Raw genomic sequence first — 25268 nt, 5'->3', positions numbered from 1 at the left:
CATGGACAGCAGCGGATAGGCGGGACGGCCGCGGTGGTCTCTAAGGTAACGGGTTTTTTGACGGTTCAGGTACTGTTCGATCGGCTGCCAATCAATCACCTGGTCCAACTTCAATAGCGGGAAGCGGCCGATGTGTTTGGCAATCATGGCTTGTGCGGTTTGCCGGAAGAAGGTGCTCATGGGAAATCCCCTAAATGTCTTGGTGGGAATTTAGGGGATTTTGGGGGATTTTGCAAAGGTCTCGATTTGGGAATTACCCGAAACCCCAAAAAAAAACCGAAACCGAACACACTAGATTCCCGCTTTCGCGGGAATGACGGCGGCGGGTGGCGATGCCGTCTGAAGCCCGACAAGGCATTTGATGCCGTCTGAAGCTCCATCATTCCCCCTGCTGTCCGCAACTTTTCGTCATTCCCGCAACCTTCCGTCATTCCCGCGAAAGCGGGAATCTAGAACCTCAAACTTTCAGATAATTTTTGAATATTGCTGTTGTTCTAAGGACTGGATTCCCGCCTGCGCGGGAATGACGATTTGGAAATTACCCGAAACCCCCAAAAAAAACGAAACCGAACACACTAGATTCCCGCTTTCGCGGGAATGACGGCGGTGGGACAATGCCGTCTGAAGCCCCCGATGCCGTCTGAAAACCCAAATGGCGGCACAAGAATGCCGTGCTGCAATAGACATTGCCGTCCCGGCACAAAACGGCACAGACAATAAAAAATGCCGTCTGAAAGGGCTTCAGACGGCATTTTGTTCGGACGGGCGGGCTTATTTTGCGGCCTGTCCGCCTTCTTTTGCAAAATATTTGGCGTAGATTTTGTCGTATTCGCCGCTTTCGCGTACTTTTTTCAACGCATCGTTCATTACTTTTAAGGTTTCCCCGTCGCCTTTGCGTACCGCGATGCCGTAGTGTTCGGTGGTGAAGTCGGGCAGGATAACGAAGTCCATCCCTTTGGCCGGGTTGTTTTTCACATAATTGGCAATGACCGCGCTGTCGCTGACCACGGAATCCAGGCCGCCGTTTTCCAGTTCTTTGATAATCAGGGGAACGTTTTCAAAGCGCGCGATTTTCGGATTGTCGTTGCCCAAGAGTTTGGATACGGAGAAATCGCCCGTGTAGCCGGTTACTACGCCGACTTTGTTCATGTTTTTCAAATCGTCGGAAGAAGATACTTTTTTGCCTTTCGGAACGAGGACGACTTGGGTGATTTCAAAATACGGGTCGCTGAAGTCCATAGACTGTTTGCGGTCGTCGGTAATGGTTACGCCCGACATCACAACGTCCGCATCGCCGTTGTTCAAGGCGGGGAAAAGGCTGTCCCACGGCTGGTGTTTGAATTCGATTTTAAAATTGCCCGCCTTCGCCATCGCGTTCATCAAATCCACGTCGAAGCCTTCGACATTGCCTTTTGAGTCTAAAGATTCAAAGGGGGCAAACTCGGCGTTGGAAGCCACGCGGTACACTTTGTCAGGGTTGGCGGCAGGCGCGGCGGCATCTTTACCCTGACCGCCGCAGGCAGACAGCGCGAGTGCGGAACAGGCAAGGGCGGCGGCAATCCATTTTTTCATATTCATCAAAATTCCTTTCGGTAATCAAAAAGCCTAAAAAATCAGTTTAACATAAAATTAACGTTCTTTTTCACGGAAAAACGCATAAGTAACGTCGTGGAACAAATCCGTATGCGGGCTGTCCTCATAGCTCAATTCCGCCAAAGCGTCTTCAAATGCAAGCTGAATCGACTCGACCGCGATTTCGGCGGTGTCTGCGGGAAGAGCGCGGATTAAGGCTTTGAATGCGGTGGACAGGACGTGGTTCTGCATACGCAGCACGTCGTTTGCCTCCTCCAGATATTCCAAACGCTGTTCGATGCTGCCCATGATGTATCCTCGCGAATCTGTTAAAATGCATCATTATATCAAACCGCGCTTTATGCGCGGGTTTGTCTGCCTGCAAAGATTAAGGACCGGAAGCCGAAAAAATGGATACGAACAATCAGGATAAAGAGCCGAATTGGGAAAAACGCCTGGAAAACCTGCGCCGGACGCGCCGTATGAATACCGCGCCCGACCGTGTGCCGCCGGTTCAAACTTCCGAAGCGGCAAAGGGTTCGCCCGCGCCGAAATTGGACGATGCAAGCCGAAACCGTGTGTTAAAGGCGTATCTGAAGAAATGGCAGGAGGAGCACAATGCCGCCGTTGCCGATTGCGGGGAAGAAATCGAAACCGACCCGATGGTTATTCTTCAGGAAAACTGGCTCAACGCGCAGGCTTCCCTGCAAATGTCGGTTTCGGAAAAACACATCGAATCGCGACGTAAAATCCGGTTTGATGCCAAAAAAGACAGTGTCGAATTTGAAACCGGACAGATTGAAGGCGGGGAAAACGCCGATGCGGCAGAATCGGGTACGGCGGCAGACGGGGTTGCGGAAAACGGCGAAGGCGGTGCGGAAGAGGCGTTGATGCCCGTCCAAATCAATATCCTGAACCCGAAAGCCGTCAACCGGCGTGAAGTGTTCTGCCTGTCCGAACAGGAGCTGACCGAGCGGCTGATCAAACGCCTGCGCCCGCATCTGACCGATACCGTCAACGGCATCATCCGAACGGCGGTGCAAAAGCAGATGGCACTCTTTACTTATCAGCTCCAGCAAATGCTGCACGAGCAGGCGGGTGCGGTAGTCGAAGACGTGTTGGAACACGATGTCCGCAAAATCCTCAACGACATCAAGTACGAATTAAAATACAAACGCTGATTGCCATGCCGTCTGAAAGCCGTTTCAGACGGCATTTACATTCTCATCCGACTTGAAAGGCGCACGGAACGGGCGCAAAATATTAACAAATTAAACAACGGGCGCGCGCCCCGTTGCCGAACGGACAAAACCGAGGAATTACCGATGAGCAAAAAACTCCATCCGCAAACGCTCGCCATACGCGGCGGCAAAGAACAAACCGGATACCGCGAACACAATCAGGCCTTGTTCCTGACCAGCAGCTTCATGTGGGACAACGCCCAACACGCCGCCGATTTGTTTTCAAAAAAAATCAAAGGCTTCACTTATACCCGTACCGCCAACCCGACCACCGCCGCCTTTGAAAAACGCATCGCCGCTTTGGAAGGTGCGGAACGCGCGGTCGCCACTTCGACGGGTATGTCCGCGATTCAGGCGGCGTTTTTCACCTTCCTGCAGGCGGGCGACCACGTGGTTTCCAGCCGCAGCCTGTTCGGCACGACCGTCGGCTTTATCAATAACATCGTTACCAAATTCGGCATCGAAGTGAGCCACGTTTCGCCGACCGATATAAACGAATGGAAAGCCGCCGTCAAAGCTAATACCAAACTGCTGTTTTTGGAAACGCCGTCCAACCCCTTGGGCGAAGTGGCCGACTTGGAAGCTTTGGCGGAATTGGCGCACAGCATCGGCGCGCTTTTGGTGGTGGACAACAGCCTGCTGTCGCCCGTCGGCTCTCAGCCTTTGAAACACGGCGCGGATATTTCCGTTTCTTCCGCAACCAAAGCCATAGACGGACACGGGCGCGTGATGGGCGGCGTGTTGGCGGGTTCGGAAGAGCTGATGGCGCAGGTTGCCGTTTACTGCAACTCTTGCGGGCTGGCGATGTCGCCGTTTAACGCATGGCAGTTGTTGAGCGGCGTGGAAACCCTGTCGCTGCGTATGGAAAAACAGTTCGACAACGCCCTGAAAATCGCACAATGGCTGCAAGCGCAGCCGCAGGTTCAAGCCGTGTACTACACCGGATTGCCCGACCATCCGCAGGCAGAGCTTATCCGCAAACAGCAAAACGGCGGCGGCATCGTCATCGGCTTTGAAGTTGCCGATCAAGAAGCGGCGTGGAAAGTTGTGGACGGTGTGGAACTCTTTTCCCGCACCGCCAACCTCGGCGACGTGCGCTCGACCATTACCCACCCGTGGACAACCACGCACGGCAGGATGCAGCCCGAAGAAAAACTCGCCGCCGGTATCCGCCCCGGACTGGTGCGCCTGTCGGTCGGTTTGGAATATGTTGACGACCTCGTCGATGATTTGAAACAGGCACTCGCACGCTGATTGCGTGTTTCAGACGGCATTGGCAGGGAAACACGGCAAATGCCGTCTGAAACCGTTATCTCATATGGCATACACATCAACAATAGGAAAAAATATGGATGAAGCGGTTTTTGCCGATTGGGCGTTGAAAATCTGCCTGACCGGTTTGATTATTTTTTTAGGTTTTATCGTTTGGAATTTGGGCAAGGAGTCTAAAGCGGGCAAATTCGGCATCGCCATTTTGTTTTTGGTCTTGGGCTTGGGCGTGTTCGGTTTTGTGTTCAAAGAGTTATTGATTAAGTTTTTGGTATTGCCGAAATAGGTTTGCCGCCTGTCAAAATGCCGTCTGAAATCATAAAAAGTAATCTGCACCCTAAAAGTTTGATTTAACCGCCAATGATTAAGGTACTGATTTTTATGATAAAATATAGTGGATTAACAAAAACCAGTACGGCGTTGCCTCGCCTTAGCTCAAAGAGAACGATTCTCTAAGGTGCTGAAGCACCAAGTGAATCGGTTCCGTACTATCTGTACTGTCTGCGGCTTCGTCGCCTTGTCCTGATTTTTGTTAATCCACTATAAAAATCGTCTTTCCGCAGTCATTCCCACGGACGCGAAAGCCTGTCTTTTTGAATCCCGGATAATTTTACATCGTCATTCCCGCGCAGGCGGGAATCCAGATCATTGGGTAGCGGCAATGTTCAAAAGTCGTCTGAAAAATCAGAAGTTCTAGATTCCTGTTTTCACGGGAATGACGGAATTTCAGACGGCATCCTACCGCCCCGTCATTCCCGCGCAGGCGGGAATCTAGTCCGTTCGGTTTCGGTCATTTCCGACAAATTCCTGTTGCCTTTCATTTCTAGATTCCCACTTCCGTGGGAATGACGGAGGAGCGGATAAATTCCCGCAATCTAAAACCTCGTCATTTCCATAAAAAACAGCAATCCGAAACAGCAACTTAAAAACAGCAATCTGAAACCTCGTCATTCCCGCGCAGGCGGGAATCTAGTCCGTTCGGTTTCAGTCATTTACGATAAATTCCTGTTGCTTTTCATTTCTAGATTCCCACTTCCGTGGGAATGACGGTTTGGAAGTTGCCTAAAACTCGAAAACAACTAAAACTGAACGAATCGGATTCCCACTTCCGTGGGAATGACAAACTTTAAGGTGTGATGACTTATCCAAAACAGTCGAAACGCAAAAACCGGTTTCTCGTTTGCATAAGAACGGCAAATTTTTCGGTGTCTTGTTTTATGGGCGTTATCCCTTGTCCGCTCCGTAGGGCAGGTAAACGTCGAAGCGGGTGCTTTTGCCGGTGTATTGGTAGGCAGGAGCTTGTCCGGCAAGGTGTTCGCCGAGGCGCGGGCGTTTGACGACGACGCGTTTTTTTGCCGTTCGGCATGCGGTATGCAGGAGTGCCGCTTCATCTTGCGCTTCGCCGATAAGTCGGTGGAAGTAGGCCATTTCTTTTTTGACGGCGGCACTTTTGCGGCGTTCGGGATACATCGGGTCGAGATAGACGATGTCGGGTTTGCCTTGTGTTTGAACAAGGGGGGGCATCTGTTCGGCGGCATTGCCGAAATGGAGGTTGATGCGCGCGGCGGTGTCTTGCGTTTCGGGATTGAGGAGGGCGCGGCGGATGCCGTCTGAAAGCAGGCAGGCGACGGCGGGATGCTGCTCGAAGGCGGTAACGGACAGTCCGAGCGAGGCGAGGACGAAGCTGTCGCGCCCCAATCCGGCGGTCGCATCCCAAACGGTGGGGTGCGCGGTGTGGTTGACGGCTTTGGCGATGAGTTCGCCTCCGCCTTTTGTGCGCCGGTATTGTGCGGCTCCCGAGGCAAAATCGACGGTAACGCCGCCCTTTTCCCCGACAAGCCTGAGGCTGACGGTATCGTGCTCGGCAAGGAGGTAGCTGCCTTGTTCGGGCGGCCGGGAAACGGGCGCGAGGGGGAATGCCCGTATCAGGGTGCGGACGGTTTCGGTGGCGGTGTCGTCAATGAGGATGTCGGTCATAGTGTTTTGTGTCCGTTCGGGCGTGGGGCAAACCCGCTTTCCCGTGCCCTTTCAGACGGCATTTTTTCGGGGTTTTGCCGGTGTTGCCGTATAGGGTTTTGCCGTCAGCCGATGTTGAGGCGTTCCATACGGTAGCGCATCGAACGGAAGCTGATGCCCAAGCGTTTGGCGGCCTGCGTGCGGTTGCCTTCGGTTTGTTTGAGGGTTTGTTCGATGATGTCGCGTTCGATTTGGTCGAGGTAGTCCTGTATCTGCATGGTATCGGGGTCGAACGGCAGGAGGCGGGACGGTGCGGCGGCTGTTTCAGACGGCAAGGTATCGGCAACGGGGTCGGCGGTTTCCGTCCGGACGGGTTTGTGGCGCACATCTTGGATTTGCAGGTCGTCGATTTGCACGGTATGTCCGACGCACAGGGCGACGGCGCGTTCGAGGATGTTTTCGAGTTCGCGGAAATTGCCCGGATAACTGTAATTCAGGAGCATCTGTTGCGCGGCGGGGGAGAGTGTGTAAGGCCGGTTGTTGTGGCTGTGTTTGTACAGGAGGTAGGGGATGAGCAGCTTCAAATCTTCGCGCATTTCACGCAGGGACGGCATATTGAGGCTGACGACATTGAGGCGGTAATACAGGTCTTGGCGGAATGCGCCGCTTTCGACAAGGGCTTCGAGGTTTTTGTGGGTGGCGCAGACGATGCGGACATCGACGGGCTGCTCGGCCGTATCGCCGATGCGGCGCACGGCTTTTTCTTGAATCGCACGCAGGAGTTTGACCTGCATGGAAAGGGGCAGGTCGGCGACTTCGTCCAAAAATAAAGTGCCGCCGTCGGCGTGGCGGAAGAAGCCGTCGTGGTCTTTGTCGGCACCGGTAAAGCTGCCTTTGCGGTAGCCGAAAAATTCGCTTTCCATCAGGTTTTCGGGAATCGCACCGCAGTTGACGGCGACGAAGGGTTTGTCCGCGCGGTCGGACAGTTCGTGTATGGTGCGCGCCGCCTGTTCCTTACCTGTACCGGATTCGCCGGAGATATAGACGGGTACTTTGCCGGGCGCGAGGCGGCGGATGAGGTGGCGGACTTCGAGCATCTGCGGAGAGCTGCCGAGCAGGCGGGGCATATCGGGTTCCGCATAGGGAAGGGCGGCGGAAACGGGCGGTGCCGTCGGTATCGCGTTTGCAGGTTTCGGGGCTTCAGACGGCATGGGGGAAGAAACGGGGGATGCCGTCTGAACGGGCGGTTCGGGAATCTTGTTTTGGTTTTCGGAAACGGAAATTGCCGATTTGACGAGGGAACGCAGCCGGGCGAGGGTGATGGGTTTTTGGATGTAGTCGAATGCGCCGCAACGCAACGCTTCCTGTGCCTGATCGGCATTGCCGAAGGCGGTGATGACGGCAATCGGGATGTCGAGTGCACGGCTGTTGATGTGTTGGACAACCTCCAGCCCCGAGCCGTCGGGCATACGCATATCGGTCAGGACGAGCGAATAGCGTTGGTTGTCGAGCTTGTTTTTGGCTTCGGTAACGCCTGACGCGGTATGGACGCGCAACCCCATTTTCATCAGGGTCATTTCCATAAGGTCGAGGATGTCGGTTTCGTCATCGACGACGAGGACGGGGTGTTGCAGTTCAGTCATTGCTTTTTTCCGGTAATGTGAGTTCGAAACATTTGGCTTCGGGCAGGTAGGTCAAATCGCCGAAGTTGGCGTGTGCCAGTTCGCGGGCGACATACAGCCCGAGGCCGGTGCCGTTTTCTGCCGTGGTGTAAAAGGGTTCGAACAGGTGTTCCTGCACTTCGGGCGGCACGCCGCCGCCGTCGTCGGCAAAAAGGATGCAGACGGTGTTTTTTTGCGCGGGGCGGATGGTGACGGAAATCGAGCCGGGCTGTTTGCGGCTGTGCCGCCACGCGTTGTTGGCGAGGTTCCACATAATTTGCCGCAGGTGGGCGGGATCGAAATAGGCGGTCGGGCTGCCGCCCTGAATATCCGGACGGATGCAGCCGGCGGCATCGGGATGTCCGAGCAGGAACTCTTGTTTGAATTCTTCCCAAAACGGTATCAGGCCGATGGTTTCGCGTTCGGTTTTGTTGCGCTTGTTGAACGAGGAAATGTCTTCGAGCATTTTGTCGATGCGGCAGACGTTGCCGTCGATGATTTTGCACAATTTGGCGTTGAACGGATCTGCCGCCCCCGCTTCCATATTTTCGCGCAGCAGGTCGTTTGCGTGGCGGATGGCGGACATCGGATTGCGGATTTCGTGGGCGAGGTTGGCGGTCAGTTGTCCGAGCGCGGCAAGTTTGACGGACAGGGCTTCCGCCTGAATTTCGCTTTGCGGGCGGATGTAGAGGATGAGCAGCTTGTCCGGCCCTTTGTTGACCGGAACGGCGCGGATGCCGGCGTTCAGGCCGGGTGTGCCGAGGACGTATTCGAAATTGTGCGGAGAGGCTTGATTCCACAGTTCGGCGGCAGAATCGGACAGGCCGGCGCGCCGTCCGATTTCGAGCGCGGGGAAAAGGTCTTTCGCCTTCCGGTTGAACAGCACCGCCAGCCCTTCGGTATTGATGACGACGACGGCTTCCTGAACGCGTTCGAGTACGGTTTGGCTCAAGCCTTTGATGCGCCGGTAGGCGAGGTGGTTGTCGCGGGCCAGTTGGCCGGCGCTGTCGATGTATTTGACCGACAGGGAAGTGAAGATGGCGGAAAGATAGGAGGCGGCGACGAGGATGAAGGTTGCCGAGGCGGTACGGGTATCCGATATGAGCGGGTATTTGCCGATATTGCCGTCGGCAATGGCGTTGAATATCAGCAGGATGGCGGCGTAGCTGGAATAGAGCAGGGGGTAACGCCCGTAGCTGAGCAGGCAGGAGCAGACGACGAAGGGCAGGATCAGGATGCCGAAGCCGGAATCGATGCCGCCGAACAGGTAGGTCAGCACGCCGATCATCGTGATGTCCGCCACTGCGCTGAAACGCGGCATTTTCAGCGACTGCCATTGCCAATGCGGATGGATGATGGAAAAGAAAATCAGCCAGCAGGCAATGGCGAGCCAAACATAAAACGCCCACGCCGTCCACGAAGTGTGCAGGTTCGCACGGCTGCCGGTTTCCAGCCCGAGGATGTGCATAATCATCAGCGGGAAAACGATGGCGACGCGGATGATGTTGATCAGATTGGGAATCCGGTCTTTGAGTTTTTCAAGTTCGCGGGGGTTGGAAATCACCATAATATGTGCGGAACCGGGTTTATTTCGGGGAAGAAAGCTGTTTCAGGCTGCCCGATATGGGTAATAGTCTGCCTTTTTTGCCGCGTTTTGCTTCAAGCAGGGAAACGGGGATGCGGTCTTTGTGCGCCGCGCCGCGCCTGCCTTCGCTTTCAATCAGGATTTCCGGCTCGGAAGAAACGGCGGTATGCGTCATCGATTCGCCGGCGTTCAATCCGATGATTTGCAGCCCTTTGCCTTTCGCCATAATTTTCAATTCGCCGATGGGGAAGGCGAGGGCGCGGTTTTGATCGGTGGCGGCAATGATTTTGCAGTCGGGGTTGATGAACGAGGAGGCATAAACCGCAACCGGCGGCAGGACGGTTTCGCCGCTGTCTGCGGTCATCACTACTTTGCCCGCTTTCACGCGTCCGACCATGTCGCCCAGCTTGGCGATGAAGCCGTAGCCGCCGCTGCTTGATAATAAATAATGTTGTTCCGGCAATCCTGTCAACATCGCAACAGGTTTCGCACCGTTTTGCAACTCGATTAAGGAGGAAACCGGCACGCCATCGCCGCGTCCGCCGGGGATTTCGGCGGCATCAAGCGTGTAGGTTCTGCCCAATGAGTCGAGAATGACGACGGGTAAAACGGTGCGGCCTTCGAGGATTTGTTTGAGGCGGTCGCCTTCTTTGAACGCGGTTTGGCTCAAATCGAGATTGTGTCCGGCGCGGCTGCGTATCCAGCCTTTTTCCGACAGAATCAGTGTGATGGGTTCGTCGGCGGTGGTTTGCGTCAGCACGGCGCGTCCGGCCTCTTCCACCAGCGTGCGGCGCGCGTCGCCAAACTGCTTCATGTCCGCCTGCATCTCTTTGATAATCAGCTTGCGTTTTTCGTTTTCGTCGCCCAAAAGGATATTCAGACGGCCTTGTTCTTCGCGCAATTCGTTCAATTCTTTTTCGAGTTTGAACCCTTCCAAACGCGCCAACTGGCGCAGGCGGATTTCCAAAATGTCTTCGGCTTGGATTTCGGTCAGCCCGAACGCCGCCATCAAATCGGCTTTCGGGTCGTCTGATTCGCGGATGACTTTAATCACTTCGTCGATGTGCAGAAAGACTTTCAGACGGCCTTCGAGGATGTGCAGCCGTTTTTCCACTTGGTTCAAACGGAATTTCAGACGGCGTGTTACGGTAACGGTGCGGAAATCCAGCCATTCCTGCAAAATCGTTTTCAGGTTTTTTTGCGCGGGGCGGTTGTCCAAACCCATCATTACCAAGTTCATAGACACATTGCCTTCCAGCGAAGTTTGCGCCATCAGCGTGTTGATGAAGGTGTCGGTATCGATGCGGCTGGATTTCGGCTCGAACACCAGTCGCACGGGATGTTCGCCGTCGGACTCGTCGCGCACGCGGTCGATTAAATCCAGCATCAGCTTTTTGGTATTGAGCTGGTCTTGGTTCAGTTGCTTTTTGCCCGCTTTCGGTTTCGGGTTGGTCTGTTCTTCGATTTCGGCAAGGATTTTGGCGGAATTGGCGTTCGGCGGCAGCTCGGTCACAATCACGCGCCACTGTCCGCGCGCCAGTTTCTCGATTTCGTAACGCGCACGCACGCGCACGCTGCCCTTGCCGGTTTCGTAAATACGGCGCAATTCGTCCGCCGGCGTGATAATTTGACCGCCGCCGGCAAAATCGGGCGCAGGGATGTATTGCATCAGGTCGGCGGTTTCCAACGTCGGCTTTTTCAACAGTGCAATCGCCGCCTGTGTGACTTCGTTCAAATTGTGTGACGGGATTTCGGTCGCCATGCCTACCGCGATGCCTGACGCACCGTTGAGCAGCACCATAGGCAGGCGGGCGGGCAGGTGCAGCGGTTCGTCAAACGCGCCGTCGTAGTTCGGCACAAAATCCACCGTCCCCTGATTGATTTCGGACAACAGCAATTCCGCAATCGGCGTCAGCCGCGCTTCGGTGTAACGCATCGCCGCCGCCCCGTCGCCGTCGCGCGAACCGAAGTTGCCGATGCCGTCGATTAAGGGATAGCGCAAGGTAAAATCCTGCGCCATGCGCACCATCGCCTCATAGGCGGAACTGTCGCTGTGCGGATGGTATTTGCCCAAAATCTCGCCGACCACGCGCGCCGATTTCACCGGCTTTGCGCCCGCCGTCAAACCCATATCGCGCATCGCAAACAAAATGCGCCGCTGCACGGGCTTCTGGCCGTCTGAAACTTCAGGCAGCGCACGGCCTTTAACCACGCTCATGGCGTATTCGAGATAGGCGCGTTCGGCGTACCGGCCGAGCATCAGCGTATTGGAATCGGTATGGGAAGCGTGCGGTTGCGTATTCATTGTGTATGTGGAATGTAAAACAAAGGACATTATTGTAAATCAAAACGGCAAACCATAGTGGGCGCGTGTCTGAATCTGAATCAAATACGGGCAATGTGGAAATATGTTATAAATAAGGCTTTCCCACTTTTACAGATTGGAGACGATATGGAACTGGTATTTATCCGCCACGGACAAAGCGAATGGAACGCGAAAAACCTGTTTACAGGCTGGCGCGACGTGAAACTGAGCGGGCAGGGGCTTGCCGAGGCCGCCGCCGCCGGTAAAAAACTGAAAGAAAAAGGCTATGAGTTCGATATCGCCTTCACATCCGTCCTGACCCGCGCGATTAAGACCTGCAACATCGTTTTGGAAGAATCCGACCAACTGTTCGTACCGCAAATCAAAACATGGCGGCTGAACGAACGCCACTACGGCCGACTGCAAGGTCTGGACAAAAAACAAACCGCCGAAAAATACGGCGACGAGCAAGTCCGCATCTGGCGGCGCAGCTACGACACCCTGCCGCCGCTTTTGGACAAAGACGACGCGTTTTCCGCCCACAAAGACCGCCGCTATGCCCATCTGCCTGCCGATGTTATCCCCGACGGCGAAAACCTGAAAGTAACGCTGGAGCGCGTATTGCCGTTTTGGGAAGACCAAATCGCCCCCGCGATTTTGAGCGGCAAACGCGTCTTGGTGGCGGCGCACGGCAACTCCCTGCGCGCGCTGGCAAAACACATCGAGGGCATTTCCGACGAAGACATCATGGGCTTGGAAATCCCGACCGGCCAGCCGCTGGTGTACAAATTGGATGACAACCTGAAAGTCCTCGAAAAATTCTACCTGTAAGGGTGTGAAATAAAAAATGCCGTCTGAAGGCTTGAGCGTTCAGACGGCATTTTTGACGGTAAACGTAGGGCGGGCTTCAGCCCGCCAATCAACGACCGAAAATGAGGAAACGGTGGGCTGAAGCCCACCCTACGCAACTGGCTACGGCTTGCTGCCGCGTTTGCCGTATTTGTCGGCAAATTCGCCGTTGATGATGGCGGAAGTAGGAACTTGCATGATGGTTCTCCTTGTTTCGGGTTGGACGGTAGGGGGATTTTAGCGGAAAAAGGTCGTCTGAAAACGAGATTTTTGTTTTCAGACGGCCTGTAAACCTAAAGGTAGATTTTAAATCTTGGCTTAAATTATAAAAAACGCTAAAATAATGTCATTTATGAATGACTGAAAGATTAACTATGACCGAATTTGCACGAAAAAATTGGAACAAGTTAGCTGGAGATGCCATAAAAGCCAAAATGCATGAGCATGGAATTGGCTTTATACAATTATCAGAATTATTCTTGGAGCAAGGGGAAAGTGAAACGGCAAATGCAATTTGTAACAAAGTAAATAGAGGTACTTTTTCCCATGCTTTTTATCTTAAATGTATGGAGTTAATGACCAAACAGGAAAAGCAAGAAGACCGCGAAAAAAAATATAAAATTATTTCTTTATTTAGCGGTTGTGGCGGAATGGATTTGGGTTTTCTAGGGGGCTTTGAGTTTTTAAACCGTACTTATGACAAACATGATTTTGATATTATTTGGGCGAACGAAATCGACGAACACGCTGTTAGAACCTACCGCCACAACTTAGGAAATCACATTGTACATGGTGATATTTGGCAGCATTTGGATGAAATACCCACTAGCGCAGACATCATTATCGGTGGCTTTCCTTGTCAGGATATTTCTATTAATGGTAAAGGTGCAGGTATTTCAGGCAGCCGCAGCGGGCTGTATAAAGCCATGTTGTCTGCTGTTGAACGCGTTCGCCCCAAAATATTTGTTGCTGAAAATGTCAAAGGGCTACTGATGAAGCATCATCGGAAAGATTTGGAAACAGTGCTTTCAGATTTTCGCAATTTGGGTTATCAGGTAGATTACTATTTGCTGAATGCAGCCGATTACGGTGTTCCACAGACTCGGGAGCGAGTTATCATCGTTGGAAGGCTACCTGAAATTCCCGAAATACAGATTGAAAAAACAAATACCAGCAACAGCTATGTAACAGCTAGACAGGCTATAGGCGATTTGGCCGACAAAGTAGAAGACGAAATTGCCAACCATATTTGGAGTAGAGCAGAAAAAAGCCCCGATCAAGGTAGTCGAAAATTGGATGCCGAAAGGGCGGGCTACACTATTAGGGCAGAATGCCATGGAAACATACAGTGGCATTACGAATTACCCCGCCGCATCTCCATGCGTGAGGCGGCGCGCATCCAATCGTTTCCCGACAATTTTATTTTCCAGGCAAAATTGCGTGCCACAGAACGGCAAATTGGCAACGCCGTCCCTCCTGTTTTAGGGTGGCACATCGCCGCCGCCGTTAGTAAGGCACTTAAATAACCCTGTTAAATAAGATAAAATTACTACTTTATATTTTTAAGTGGTAATGCATTATGCTGACAAAAAAGGAGTTTGAGAAGTTTTTAGACGAGGTTTGCACCGTATTGAGGCAAGAGGCAAAAAACGCACCTTTCAAATCCCAAGATATTTTTGAAAACAGAGTTCGTGCGCTGTGCATTGCAAAAATTCCCGCTTATGCTGACATAGTTATCAATCCTGAACCTGTGCCGCAAATTTTCCCCGATGTTCCAATAGGGGAATATGGCGTAGAAGTCAAATTCACGCTAAAAGATACTTGGCGCAGCGTAGCAAACAGTATCCAAGAGAAAAACAAAGCTGACGGTGTACAGCATATCTATGTGGTATTCGGAAAAATGGGGGGCATTCCCGATGTGAAATGGCAACTTTACGAAGATAGCGTAATTCATGTCCGCACATCGCATGTTCCGCGCTTTGAGGTAGAAATAGAATCTGATCGACCGTCTCTGTTTGAGGGTTTCGGTATTTCCTATGCTGAATTTGCCGATTTGGATATGCATGAAAAAATGGAATATATCCGGAAATATGCCCGTAACAGGCTGAAAGAAGGCGAGCGGTTATGGTGGATAGAAGACATTGACGCAGTAGACAGCCATGATCTGCCTTTGGAAGTGCGCCTTTACACTTCCCTGCCGCAGGAAGAAAAAATCCGCCTCCGAGCTGAAGCAGCATTAGTCTCCCCCCGTATTGTCTGCTCAGGCAGGGCGAAGCACAAATACGATAATGCCGTCCTGTATCTGATTACCTATCGCGGTGTGCTTTGTCATCAGGCGCGGGACTTATTCAGTGCGGGCAGCGTTGCCAACTCGGCGGAAGACTACCGTGGCGGAAACTATGTAGAAAAATCTTTAAAATTGATTGAGCATGAAATTGAAAAAGCTGCTTTGGAAATGGATGATGCTCTAATTGTCGAATATTGGGGAGAAAGCGTCCCGACAGAAAAACGCCTAGAGTATTGGATTAAGATGTTGGATGATTTGGCAGATGGCTGGATACCTTCTGAATCGCTATTCAATGGTAGGTATAAAGCCAAATAAACTGACAGAGGCCGTCTGAAAATATCTTTCAGACGGCATCTTTAACACAAAAGGCAGCCTGAATCCCTTTCAGGCTGCCTTTCTCCATCAAGCCAGCTTCGCGCTAACCCAATCTTTCACGCTATCAATCATGGCGGGTAGTTTTTCGACATCGCTGCCCCCTGCCTGTGCCAAGTCGGGACGGCCGCCGCCTTTGCCGCCGACTTGTTCGGCTGCAAATTTAACCAGATCGCCTGCTTTGACTTTGCCGGTCAGGGCTTTGGATACGCCTGCGCACAGGGAAACTTTGCCGTCGTTTACTGCCGCTAAAAGAATCACGGCGTTGTCGGATTTTCCGGTCAGGTCGGTTACGATTTCGCGCAGGGCGGCTGCGTCGGCTTCGATTTGGGCGGCAACGAGTTTGGCCGCGCCCAAGTCTTTTGCATCGTCCAAGAGTTTGGCACCTGCGTGGACGGCAAGTTCGGCTTTGGCTTTTGCCAACTCTTTTTCCAAGGCTTTGGCGTTTGCGGCGTTGGCTTGGATTTTGGCAAGTACGTCTTTTTCGGTTTGGGCTTTGGTTTCGGCAATAATGTCTTTAACCAAACGCTCTTGCTCTTGCGCCCATTTGAGTGCGTTCAGGCCGGTGATGGCTTCGATACGGCGCACGCCTGCGGCAATACCGCCTTCGCTGATGATTTTGAAGAGGCCGATGTCGCCGGTGCGTGAAACATGTGTACCGCCGCACAATTCGGTAGAGAAACCGCCCATTTGCAATACGCGCACTTCGTCGCCGTATTTTTCGCCGAAGAGCATCATGGCGCCGGTTTTTTGCGCGTCTTCCATGCTCATAATGGCGGCGTTGACGGCAACGTTCGCCAAAACGGCTTCGTTGACGCGGCGTTCGACTTCGGCGATTTCTTCGGCAGTGACTGCTTGGGGATGGGAAATGTCGAAACGGGTGGATTCGGCGGTAACCAAAGAGCCTTTTTGTTCGACGTGTTCGCCCAATACGTCGCGCAGGGCTTTGTGCATCAGGTGGGTCGCGCTGTGGTTGCGCATATTGGCATTGCGGATTTCGTCATCCACTTTGGCGGTAACGCTGTCGCCGACTTTCAGACGGCCTGAAGTTTGTACGCCGAATTGACCGAATACGGCTGCTTTGATTTTTTGGGTATCGCGTACTTCAAAGCGGTTTTCGCCTGAGAAGATATAGCCGACGTCGCCGACTTGGCCGCCGGATTCTGCATAGAACGGGGTAAAGTCGATGACGACTGCGCCGCTGTCGCCTTCGTTCAATTCGTTGACTTGCTCGCCGTCTTTGTAGAGTGCCAACACGGTGGCTTCGGTTTGGCGTTCGCTATAACCTTTAAACTCGGTGTCTTGACCGTCGTAAGGCAGTTGGGCGTTGGCTTTGAAGCTTTGTGCGGCGCGGGCGCGGGCGCGTTGGGCTTCCATTTCACGGTTGAAGCCTGCTTCATCCAAATCGATATTGCGTTCGCGGCAGATGTCGGCAGTCAAGTCGTATGGGAAACCGTAGGTATCGTAGAGTTTGAAGATGATTTCGCCGTCGAGTGTTTTTCCGCCTTTAGCCAGCGCGTTTTCCAACAAAGCCATACCGGTTTCCAGCGTTTGGGCAAAACGGCTTTCTTCGTTTTTCAATGCTTCTTCAATTTGTGCTTGTTTTTCTTTCAATTCAGGGTAGGCATCGCCCATCTCTTTAACCAAATCGGCAACGAGTTTGTGGAAGAATGGTTTGCTTTGACCCAGTTTGTAACCGTGGCGCACGGCGCGGCGGATAATGCGGCGCAAGACATAGCCGCGTCCTTCGTTGGCAGGCAATACGCCGTCTGCAATCAGGAATGAGCAGGAGCGGATGTGGTCGGCGATAACTTTCAGGCTGGGTTCTTCCATACTGAATGGCGCGCCGGTTTCGCGGGCAACGGCTTTGAGCAGGTCTTGGAACAGGTCGATTTCGTAGTTGCTGTGAACATGCTGCATGACGGCGGCCATACGCTCCAAGCCCATGCCGGTATCGACGGAAGGCTTGGGCAGCGGATTCATATTGCCTTGTTCGTCGCGGTTGAACTGCATGAATACGCAGTTCCAAATTTCGATCCAGCGGTCGCCGTCTTCTTCAGGGCTGCCCGGAATGCCGCCCCAGATTTCTTCGCCGTGGTCGTAGAAAATTTCGGAGCAAGGGCCGCAAGGGCCGGTGTCGCCCATTTGCCAGAAGTTGTCGGATGCGTATTTCGCGCCTTTGTTGTCGCCGATGCGGACGATGCGCTCGGCAGGCATGCCGATTTCGTTCAACCAGATGTTGTAGGCTTCGTCGTCTTCTGCGTAAACGGTCGCCAAGAGTTTGTCTTTGGGGATGTTGAGCCATTCGGGGGAAGTGAGGAATTCCCAAGCGAAGTGGATCGCGTCGCGCTTGAAGTAGTCGCCGAAGGAGAAGTTGCCCATCATTTCAAAGAAGGTGTGGTGGCGGGCGGTGTAGCCTACGTTTTCCAAGTCGTTGTGTTTACCGCCTGCGCGTACGCATTTTTGCGCGGTGGTGGCGCGGCTATACGGGCGTTTGTCGAAACCTAAAAATACGTCTTTAAACTGGTTCATGCCCGCGTTGGTAAACAGCAGGGTCGGGTCGTCGTGCGGCACGAGGCTGGAAGAGCGGACGACGGTGTGGCCTTTGGTTTCAAAAAATTTTAGGAATTTTTGGCGCAGTTCGGAGGTTTTCATAATTTTTTCAATGTCTCTCAAATGTCTTGTCATGGTAAAAGCAGGGAAAACGAACGGCGGTATCTTACCGCAAATCCCTGTTTCTAGCTATGGAAGCGGCGGCTTTCAGACGGCATTGCGGGATTTTGAATGCCGTCTGAAGCCATCGCGTTTATAATGGCCGCTTTCTCCAACCCGATATGCAAGGAATGATAATGGCCAAACATCTGCCACTCGCCGTCCTGACTGCTTTGCTGCTTGCAGCGTGCGGCGGTTCGGACAAACCGCCTGCCGAAAAACCGGCACCCGCGGAAAACCAAAACGTATTGAAAATTTATAACTGGTCGGAATACGTCGATCCGGAAACCGTTGCCGATTTTGAAAAGAAAAACGGCATCAAGGTTACTTATGATGTGTACGACAGCGATGAAACGTTGGAAAGCAAGGTGCTGACCGGAAAATCCGGTTACGATATTGTCGCGCCGTCCAATGCGTTTGTGGGTAGGCAGATTAAGGCAGGTGCATATCAGAAAATCGATAAGTCGCTGATTCCCAATTATAAACACCTCAACCCTGAAATGATGAGGCTGATGGACGGGGTCGATCCCGGCCACGAATACGCCGTGCCGTTTTATTGGGGGACAAATACCTTCGCCATCAATACCGAACGCGTGAAAAAGGCTTTGGGTACGGACAAGCTGCCGGACAACCAGTGGGATTTGGTGTTCGACCCCGAATACACGTCCAAACTCAAGCAATGCGGCATCAGCTATTTGGACAGCGCGGCGGAAATTTATCCTATGGTGTTGAACTACATGGGTAAAAATCCAAACAGCAGCGAAACGGCGGATATTAAGGCGGCAACTGCCTTGCTTAAGAAAAACCGTCCGTACATCAAGCGTTTTACCTCGTCCGGTTTTATCGATGATTTGGCGCGCGGAGATACTTGCGTAACGATTGGCTTCGGCGGCGATTTGAACATCGCCAAACGCCGTGCAGAAGAAGCGGGCGGCAAGGAAAAAATCCGCGTGATGATGCCCAAAGAGGGCGTAGGGATTTGGGTGGATTCTTTCGTGATTCCGAAAGATGCGAAAAACGTCGCCAACGCGCACAAATACATCAACGACTTCCTCGACCCTGAAGTGTCGGCGAAAAACGGTAATTTCGTTACCTACGCGCCTTCGAGCAAGCCGGCGCGCGATTTGATGGAGGACGAATTTAAAAACGACAATACGATTTTCCCGAGTGGGGAAGATTTGAAAAACAGCTTTATTATGGTCCCCATCCGGCCGGCGGCATTGAAGTTTATGGTGCGCCAGTGGCAGGATGTGAAGGCGGGGAAATAAAGCCCGATATGCCGTCTGAAGGATGTTCGGACGGCATTTTTTATCTTTGGCGGAACAGGGATTGCAGCCGCTGTTTGAAGGCAATGGGGCGGATGCTGCTCAAAATGCCGCTGAGGATGATGATGCACATACCGAGTATTTCCTGCCAGAAAAGCTTTTCGCCCAAAAAGAACGCCGCCGAAAGCGCGGAAAAGACGACGGTCATATAGGAGAGCGAGGCAACCGTGAATTTGTCGCCGACTTTGTAGGCGCGCGTCATCGACAGTTGGGCAATCAGCGCGGACACGCCGATGCCCGACAGATAAACTGCCGATGGAAAGGACAGGGTGTGCCAGCCGGTCAGCGTCGCCCAAACCGACGACATCGCCACACCTGTCGCGGAAAGGTAAAACACGACGCGCCAGCCGGGTTCGCCCGCCAAAGACAGTTCGCGCACTTTCAAATACGCCCAGCCGGACATCGCGCCGCCGGCAAGACCGGCGAGTGCCGCCGTTTCCTGACCACTGCGGAACGAGGGGTTGAGCAGCAATACCACGCCGGCAAAACCAAGGAGCAGCACCGCCTGCGTGTAAACGGAAATCCGTTCTTTCAAAATCAGGAAGGAAAATACCGCCAAAAAAATCGACGAGGTGTAGCTTAGGGTTACGCCGGTTGCCAAAGGCAGATGCGTTACCGCGTAGAACAGCAGCAGCATCGCCCCCGTCCCGACCATACTGCGGTTTAAGTGGTTTTTCCAATGGGGCGTGCGGAAGGTGTCCCGACGCAATACGGCGGCAGCACCGAGCGCAACGGTTGAAAACAGCATACGCCAAAAGACCAATTCGCCGCTGCCGAGGGCAAATTTTGCCGATGCCTCTTTAATCAATACGTTCATAATGGTGAAGCAGGCCGCCGCCACCAGCATCCAGCCGGAACCCAAAACGTCTTTTTTTGCGGTATCCATATAATATTTGTCGCGATAAAAAGGTCAAATTGTAAACCTTGCGGCAGGGTTTGCGGCGGCGGATTCGGGCGCGCGCAATCCCGCCGAACCCCCGTTTTTTCGGAACAATTTGTTTTTTCAGGGCAAACCTGCTTATAATGGCGGGTATGAAAAAATATCTTGCCCTTATCCCCATCGCGGCCGCCTTGTCGGGCTGCGGAACTGTTTATGTGCCCACCCTGACCGAAATCCCTGTCAGACCGATTAATACCGTTCCGGCGGAAGCACCTGCAAAAGGTTTCCGCCTCGCACCTTCGCATTGGGCGGATGTGTCCAAAATCCGCGACGAGGCGACGCGCCTGAGCTATCAGGTGGACATCGGCAAAATGACCAAGGTTCAGGCGGCGCAATATCTGAACAACTTCAGAAAACGCCTAGTCGGACGCAATGCCGTCGATGACAGTATGTATGAAATCTACCTGCGTTCGGCGGTGGACAGCCAGCGCGGCGCAATCAATACGGAACAGTCCAAGCTGTATATCGAGAATGCCTTGCGCGGCTGGCAGCAGCGTTGGAAAAATATGGATGTCAAACCCGATAATCCAGCATTTACCAACTTTTTGATGGAAGTGATGAAGATGCAGCCCTTGAAATGACGCGGTACGCAAATGCCGTCTGAAAGTATTTTCAGACGGCATTTGCGTTTGAAGCCCCGATTTATTTTTGCCCGCCTTCTTTCCGGTATTGACCCGGCGAAACGTGATATTGCCGTTTGAACGCCTTGCCGAAATGCGTTTCCGACTGAAAGCCTACCGACAGCGCGACCGACAAAACCGAATCCGGGTTTTTTTTCAGCAGCAACGCGCCTTTTTGCAGGCGGATATGGTTCACAAAGGCGTGCGGGCTGAGTCCGACCCGGCTTTTGAAACGGCGCATCAGCTGCGCGCGCGACATATTGGCGGCGGCAACCATTTTGTCAATATTCCATTCGTCTTCCGGTTTGTCTATCACCTTTTGGATCAAATGTCCCAAACGTTTGTCCTGCCAACCCTTCAATACACCGGACAGTTCGACATCTTTTTCCTGTTCGAGATAGGCGCGCAGGATAAGCACCAGCAGGACGGACGATAATGCGTTGACCACGGAAGCCGTCCCCGCTAAAGGTTTTTCGCTTTCCAGTTGCAGCATTGAAACCACATACTGCAAACTCGGATGGGCAATGTTCAGAAAAACGGTTTCCGGCAGCCCGTTCATCAAATCGGCGTGGGTGTCGTAGCGGAAACGGGCGCAAAACAGGCTCATATCCAGTCCGTTGCCGCATTGTTTGACCGTAAACGCGCCGTTTTGTCGTATATCCGGTTGTAAACTTTCTCCGTATTTTCCGTCGTGGCTCAACAGGTGTCCCAAGCCGCGCGGGAAAAATACAATATCCCCCGCATTGACCCGGCGCGGGGAAGTTTCACCGTCGATGCAGAGATAGCCGCTGCCCGATGTAACAATGTGCACCAGCCCTTCGCGTTGCAAGGTTTCATGCCGTACCGACCATTGCCCGCCCAAGAGGCACTGCACATCCACACTGCCTGTCAGTTGGGCGAGGTCGACCAGTTTGTCGAGAATGTCCATAAATCTTTTTGAACCATAAAATGAGATGATTAAACGAGAAACACAACTGAATAATTGCAATAATACGCACATCGAAAACAGATACGCAAGCGCGTATCAGGGTTAAACGCAAGAGAAAGGAAAAGAAAATGTTTAAAGATTGGAAAGAACATACCGCATTGGTTAAAAAATCGTTCGGTGAGCTGGGTAAATCCCATCCTAAAATGCTGCAGGCCTACGGCGCATTGGAACAGGCCGCCGCCGCCGAAGCATTGGATGCCAAAACGCGCGAACTGATTGCCATCGCCGTTGCCATCACCACCCGTTGCGAGAGCTGCATCAGCGTTCACGCCGCCGCTGCCGCCAAAGCCGGTGCGACCGACAGCGAAATCGCCGGCGCATTGGCAACCGCCATCGCCTTGAATGCGGGTGCCGCTTACACTTATGCCCTGCGTGCATTGGAAGCGGTTGAAATGCAAAAATAATCCGTTTCGGATAAGAATGCCGTCTGAAAATATTTTAGACGGCATTTTGTCTGTTATGCTTCCCGATACTGTAAACAATATATGAAGCCGCTTAATTTCAGACGGCATTTGAGAAACAAGGGGTAAGCGTGAAATATTATCGCTGGGTATGGTTTGCCGCCATAAGCTGTCTGCTGTTGTCCGCCGTTTTTATTGCACCTTACCTGACGGCATTTCACGAACAAGAAAAAACATTCGAATATGCGGAATTGACCGTTACCGCACCCAACCGCAGCGGACGGGCAATCAAACTGGATGCAGAAGGGCGGCAGTACCGGCTTTCCTGCTACGGGTTCGATGATTTGTGCGCGCAAGGCAATATCGGCAGAACCATCAGGGCGGAGCAGCTTAGAACCGTTTTAAGCGACACCGTCGGAAACGGTTTTTTAAACGGCGTTCTGTTGGAATACCGCAACAGTGGCGGCATCCATACCAATAAAGATTTTTCCTTTCCGGAAAACCGCCTTATCGAAGTGTTGGCACAACCTGCCGTTTTCAGCCTGAAACCGGGTATTTTGCTTTTATTGGCCGCCATTTTCCTGCGTTTGAAAAGAAAGTGAAAACAGATTGGCGGGAAGGGGGAATGCCTATGCGGTAATTTTACGTTTTGGGTTATGAGGATAACCGTTATAATCACAACTTTACAGTCTGCACAGAGAAAACAGATGCCTTGGAACATCCCCATTTTCCTCACTTGGTTGAGGGTCTTGCTCATACCCGTACTGATTGTCCTTTTCTACCTGCCTTTCTCATGGTTTCCGGAAGAAGCAGTCAATGTTGCCGCCGCCGTCATTTTTGCCGTTGCCGCCTTGACCGACTGGTTTGACGGATTTTTGGCAAGGTTGTGGAAACAGACTTCCGATTTCGGCGCATTCCTCGACCCCGTCGCCGACAAGCTGATGGTTGCCGTATCGCTGCTTTTGCTGGTCAAACTCGATCGGACCTATGTTTTGTTTGCCATGATCATCATCGGCAGGGAAATTACCATTTCCGCATTGCGCGAATGGATGGCGCAAATGGGAAAAAGGAGCAGCGTTGCCGTCGCCACCATCGGCAAGTTCAAAACCGCCGCGCAAATGCTGGCGATTTTCTTTTTGCTGCTGAATTTTCCCGATTTTTACGGTTTTAATCTTGTTGTTATCGGCAACATATTGATGTTTATCGCATCTTTGCTGACGGTTTGGTCGATGCTGTATTATCTGAAAATGGCATGGAAAGAAATTGCCTGAAAAAAACATAAAAATAGCTTGACGGTAAAAACAGAATCCATAATAATTGCGTCTTCTTCGATGTCGGAGAGTGAAATCGGGCGGGAATAGCTCAGTTGGTAGAGCGCAACCTTGCCAAGGTTGAGGTCGCGAGTTCGAGACTCGTTTCCCGCTCCAAAAATTTCATTCTTCCGTAATCATTGCGGGAATAGCTCAGTTGGTAGAGCGCAACCTTGCCAAGGTTGAGGTCGCGAGTTCGAGACTCGTTTCCCGCTCCAAAAACCGATATGTTTGAACGCGCGGGAATAGCTCAGTTGGTAGAGCGCAACCTTGCCAAGGTTGAGGTCGCGAGTTCGAGACTCGTTTCCCGCTCCAAGTTTTATTTCAAACGTATCAACGCGGGAATAGCTCAGTTGGTAGAGCGCAACCTTGCCAAGGTTGAGGTCGCGAGTTCGAGACTCGTTTCCCGCTCCAAGTTTTTAGATAAGCCAGTTTTAGGCGAGATAGCAAAGTGGTTATGCAGCGGATTGCAAATCCGTCTACGCCGGTTCGATTCCGACTCTCGCCTCCATTATCGTACTATGGCGGGGTGGCAGAGTGTTTATGCTATGAGGAGTGCAATCTTCATATAGGCCGGTTAAAATCCGCGCCCCCGCCTCCACCTTTCACAAATGCCCGGGTGGTGAAATAGGTAGACACAACGGACTTAAAATCCGTCGGGACTAAACATCCCGTGCCGGTTCGATTCCGGCTCCGGGCACCAAGCTGAAAATAACAATACCGCTCCAAGCGGTTATTTTTTTATCTGTCGGACGGGGATGGACAATATTGACATGTTCATGCCTGAACAAGAGGAAATCCAATCAATGTGGAAAGAAATTTTACTGAATTACGGTATTTTCCTGCTCGAACTGCTTACCGTGTTCGGCGCAATTGCGCTGATTGTGTTGGTTATCGTACAGAGTAAGAAACAGTCGGAAAGCGGCAGTGTCGTACTGACGGATTTTTCGGAAAATTATAAAAAACAGCGGCAATCGTTTGAAGCATTCTTTTTAAGCGGGGAAGAGGCAAAACATCAGGAAAAAGAAGAAAAGAAAAAGGAAAAGGCGGAAGCCAAAGCAGAGAAAAAGCGTTTGAAGGAGGGCGGGGAGAAATCTGCCGAAACGCAAAAATCCCGCCTTTTTGTGTTGGCTTTTGACGGCGATTTGTATGCACACGCCGTAGAATCCTTGCGTCATGAGATTACGGCGGTGCTTTCGATTGCCAAGCCTGAAGATGAGGTTCTGCTCAGATTGGAAAGTCCGGGCGGCGTGGTTCACGGTTACGGTTTGGCGGCTTCGCAGCTTAGGCGTTTGCGCGAACGTAATATTCCGCTGACCGTCGCCGTCGATAAGGTGGCGGCGAGCGGCGGTTATATGATGGCGTGTGTGGCGGATAAAATTGTTTCCGCTCCGTTTGCGATTGTCGGTTCGGTGGGTGTGGTGGCGGAAGTGCCGAATATCCACCGCCTGTTGAAAAAACATGATATCGATGTGGATGTAATGACGGCAGGCGAGTTTAAGCGCACGGTTACCTTTATGGGTGAAAATACGGAAAAGGGCAAACAGAAATTCCGGCAGGAACTGGAGGAAACGCATCAGTTGTTCAAGCAGTTTGTCAGTGAAAACCGCCCTGGGTTGGATATTGAAAAAATAGCGACGGGCGAGCATTGGTTCGGCCGGCAGGCGTTGGCGTTGAACTTGATTGACGAGATTTCGACCAGTGATGATTTGTTGTTGAAAGCGTTTGAAAACAAACAGGTTATCGAAGTGAAATATCAGGAGAAGCAAAGTCTGATCCAGCGCATTGGTTTGCAGGCGGAAGCTTCTGTTGAAAAGTTGTTTGCCAAACTTGTCAACCGGCGGGCGGATGTGATGTAGTTTGCCGAACGGATGG

General features: G+C 52.4%; 22 protein-coding genes, 6 tRNA genes and 1 pseudogene. 18 read left to right on the top strand and 11 right to left on the bottom strand.

Translation table 11 applies throughout. The features are described 5' to 3' along the window. The 4 genes and pseudogenes from Q9J79_RS07800 to Q9J79_RS07785 form a co-directional block, all read right to left on the bottom strand. A pseudogene (locus Q9J79_RS07800) lies at positions 1–180 on the bottom strand (IS5/IS1182 family transposase); the annotation flags it as partial. A 395-nt stretch (positions 181–575) separates the two neighbouring features. After that, a complete protein-coding gene (locus Q9J79_RS07795) occupies positions 576–752 on the bottom strand; it encodes a hypothetical protein (protein ID WP_301911432.1) in 177 nt (58 codons plus the stop codon). Between the two features lie 19 nt (positions 753–771). Then, on the bottom strand, positions 772–1578 hold the full coding sequence (locus Q9J79_RS07790; protein WP_301911431.1) for a basic amino acid ABC transporter substrate-binding protein: 807 nt from the start codon (positions 1576–1578) through the stop codon (positions 772–774). 51 nt (positions 1579–1629) lie between these two features. Further along, positions 1630–1881 (bottom strand): NGO1151 family protein, encoded by a 252-nt coding sequence (locus Q9J79_RS07785; RefSeq protein ID WP_003689748.1) that lies wholly within the window; start codon positions 1879–1881, stop codon positions 1630–1632. 101 nt (positions 1882–1982) lie between these two features. Here Q9J79_RS07785 and Q9J79_RS07780 point away from each other — a divergent pair, with 101 nt between their 5' ends. The 3 genes from Q9J79_RS07780 (at position 1983) to Q9J79_RS07770 (ending at position 4368) form a co-directional block, all read left to right on the top strand. Further along, entirely contained in the window at positions 1983–2753 is a 771-nt protein-coding gene (locus Q9J79_RS07780) for a hypothetical protein (RefSeq protein WP_301911430.1), read from the top strand. A gap of 144 nt (positions 2754–2897) precedes the next feature. After that, a complete protein-coding gene (gene metZ, locus Q9J79_RS07775) occupies positions 2898–4067 on the top strand; it encodes an O-succinylhomoserine sulfhydrylase (RefSeq protein ID WP_301911429.1) in 1170 nt (389 codons plus the stop codon). 94 nt (positions 4068–4161) lie between these two features. Then, entirely contained in the window at positions 4162–4368 is a 207-nt protein-coding gene (locus Q9J79_RS07770; protein WP_002212781.1) for a DUF2788 domain-containing protein, read from the top strand. A gap of 938 nt (positions 4369–5306) precedes the next feature. On the opposite strand, the gene Q9J79_RS07765 is transcribed toward Q9J79_RS07770, so the two are convergent. The 4 genes from Q9J79_RS07765 to parC form a co-directional block, all read right to left on the bottom strand. Beyond that, entirely contained in the window at positions 5307–6059 is a 753-nt protein-coding gene (locus tag Q9J79_RS07765; RefSeq protein WP_301911428.1) for a class I SAM-dependent methyltransferase, read from the bottom strand. A gap of 104 nt (positions 6060–6163) precedes the next feature. Further along, the gene (locus Q9J79_RS07760) at positions 6164–7681 is read right to left on the bottom strand and encodes a sigma-54-dependent transcriptional regulator (protein ID WP_301911427.1); all 1518 of its coding nucleotides are present in this window, start codon (positions 7679–7681) and stop codon (positions 6164–6166) included. Further along, complete coding sequence (locus tag Q9J79_RS07755; RefSeq protein WP_301911426.1) at positions 7674–9266, bottom strand: ATP-binding protein; 1593 nt, start codon at positions 9264–9266, stop codon at positions 7674–7676. Before Q9J79_RS07755 ends, Q9J79_RS07760 begins: the two co-directional genes overlap by 8 nt. 19 nt (positions 9267–9285) lie before the next feature. Next, positions 9286–11589, bottom strand: coding sequence for a DNA topoisomerase IV subunit A (parC, locus tag Q9J79_RS07750; protein WP_301911425.1), 2304 nt, complete (start codon positions 11587–11589; stop codon positions 9286–9288). A gap of 147 nt (positions 11590–11736) precedes the next feature. On the opposite strand from parC, the gene Q9J79_RS07745 reads away from it, so the two are divergent. The 3 genes from Q9J79_RS07745 to Q9J79_RS07735 all read left to right on the top strand — a co-directional run bounded on the left by Q9J79_RS07745 (position 11737) and on the right by Q9J79_RS07735 (position 15040). Continuing rightward, positions 11737–12420, top strand: coding sequence for a 2,3-diphosphoglycerate-dependent phosphoglycerate mutase (locus tag Q9J79_RS07745; RefSeq protein WP_301911424.1), 684 nt, complete (start codon positions 11737–11739; stop codon positions 12418–12420). 392 nt (positions 12421–12812) lie between these two features. After that, positions 12813–13964 carry a DNA cytosine methyltransferase gene (locus Q9J79_RS07740; protein ID WP_016688051.1) on the top strand — a complete coding sequence of 384 codons (1152 nt, stop codon included), beginning with the start codon at positions 12813–12815 and terminating at the stop codon, positions 13962–13964. A 53-nt stretch (positions 13965–14017) separates the two neighbouring features. Then, a complete protein-coding gene (locus Q9J79_RS07735; protein WP_002218975.1) occupies positions 14018–15040 on the top strand; it encodes a hypothetical protein in 1023 nt (340 codons plus the stop codon). 87 nt (positions 15041–15127) lie between these two features. Here Q9J79_RS07735 and alaS read toward each other — a convergent pair whose 3' ends face one another. After that, entirely contained in the window at positions 15128–17752 is a 2625-nt protein-coding gene (gene alaS, locus Q9J79_RS07730; protein ID WP_301911423.1) for an alanine--tRNA ligase, read from the bottom strand. Positions 17753–17946: 194 nt separating this feature from the next. Between alaS and Q9J79_RS07725 the strand changes: the two genes are divergently transcribed. Then, positions 17947–19077, top strand: a complete 1131-nt coding sequence (locus Q9J79_RS07725) for a polyamine ABC transporter substrate-binding protein (protein WP_301911422.1) — start codon at positions 17947–17949, stop codon at positions 19075–19077. A 40-nt stretch (positions 19078–19117) separates the two neighbouring features. On the opposite strand, the gene Q9J79_RS07720 is transcribed toward Q9J79_RS07725, so the two are convergent. Continuing rightward, the gene (locus Q9J79_RS07720) at positions 19118–20020 is read right to left on the bottom strand and encodes a DMT family transporter (RefSeq protein ID WP_301911421.1); all 903 of its coding nucleotides are present in this window, start codon (positions 20018–20020) and stop codon (positions 19118–19120) included. A gap of 146 nt (positions 20021–20166) precedes the next feature. On the opposite strand from Q9J79_RS07720, the gene Q9J79_RS07715 reads away from it, so the two are divergent. Continuing rightward, positions 20167–20655 carry a prokaryotic membrane lipolipid attachment site family protein gene (locus Q9J79_RS07715; RefSeq protein ID WP_373321224.1) on the top strand — a complete coding sequence of 163 codons (489 nt, stop codon included), beginning with the start codon at positions 20167–20169 and terminating at the stop codon, positions 20653–20655. Positions 20656–20716: 61 nt separating this feature from the next. Here the strand turns inward: Q9J79_RS07715 and mtrA are convergent, their stop codons facing one another. Beyond that, positions 20717–21622 (bottom strand): efflux transporter MtrCDE transcriptional activator MtrA, encoded by a 906-nt coding sequence (mtrA, locus tag Q9J79_RS07710; RefSeq protein WP_301911419.1) that lies wholly within the window; start codon positions 21620–21622, stop codon positions 20717–20719. A gap of 128 nt (positions 21623–21750) precedes the next feature. Between mtrA and Q9J79_RS07705 the strand changes: the two genes are divergently transcribed. From Q9J79_RS07705 to sohB, 10 genes are all read left to right on the top strand, one after another. Next, positions 21751–22086, top strand: a complete 336-nt coding sequence (locus Q9J79_RS07705) for a carboxymuconolactone decarboxylase family protein (RefSeq protein WP_013448673.1) — start codon at positions 21751–21753, stop codon at positions 22084–22086. 176 nt (positions 22087–22262) lie between these two features. Further along, on the top strand, positions 22263–22685 hold the full coding sequence (locus Q9J79_RS07700; protein ID WP_107863748.1) for a hypothetical protein: 423 nt from the start codon (positions 22263–22265) through the stop codon (positions 22683–22685). A 105-nt stretch (positions 22686–22790) separates the two neighbouring features. Beyond that, the gene (gene pgsA / locus Q9J79_RS07695; RefSeq protein ID WP_301911418.1) at positions 22791–23354 is read left to right on the top strand and encodes a CDP-diacylglycerol--glycerol-3-phosphate 3-phosphatidyltransferase; all 564 of its coding nucleotides are present in this window, start codon (positions 22791–22793) and stop codon (positions 23352–23354) included. A gap of 80 nt (positions 23355–23434) precedes the next feature. Further along, a tRNA-Gly gene (locus tag Q9J79_RS07690) sits at positions 23435–23510 on the top strand. 25 nt (positions 23511–23535) lie between these two features. Beyond that, a tRNA-Gly gene (locus tag Q9J79_RS07685) sits at positions 23536–23611 on the top strand. Between the two features lie 21 nt (positions 23612–23632). Next, positions 23633–23708: transfer RNA gene (locus Q9J79_RS07680), tRNA-Gly, on the top strand. A gap of 23 nt (positions 23709–23731) precedes the next feature. Further along, positions 23732–23807 (top strand) — tRNA-Gly (locus Q9J79_RS07675). A 23-nt stretch (positions 23808–23830) separates the two neighbouring features. Then, positions 23831–23904: transfer RNA gene (locus tag Q9J79_RS07670), tRNA-Cys, on the top strand. Between the two features lie 102 nt (positions 23905–24006). Then, positions 24007–24096: transfer RNA gene (locus Q9J79_RS07665), tRNA-Leu, on the top strand. 103 nt (positions 24097–24199) lie between these two features. Continuing rightward, positions 24200–25252, top strand: coding sequence for a protease SohB (sohB, locus tag Q9J79_RS07660; protein WP_301911417.1), 1053 nt, complete (start codon positions 24200–24202; stop codon positions 25250–25252). Positions 25253–25268 lie beyond the last annotated feature (16 nt).

The sequence above is a fragment of the Neisseria viridiae genome, from assembly GCF_962747995.1.
GTDB classification, from domain to species: domain Bacteria; phylum Pseudomonadota; class Gammaproteobacteria; order Burkholderiales; family Neisseriaceae; genus Neisseria; species Neisseria viridiae.
This window is presented reverse-complemented; position numbering and strand designations above follow the sequence as displayed.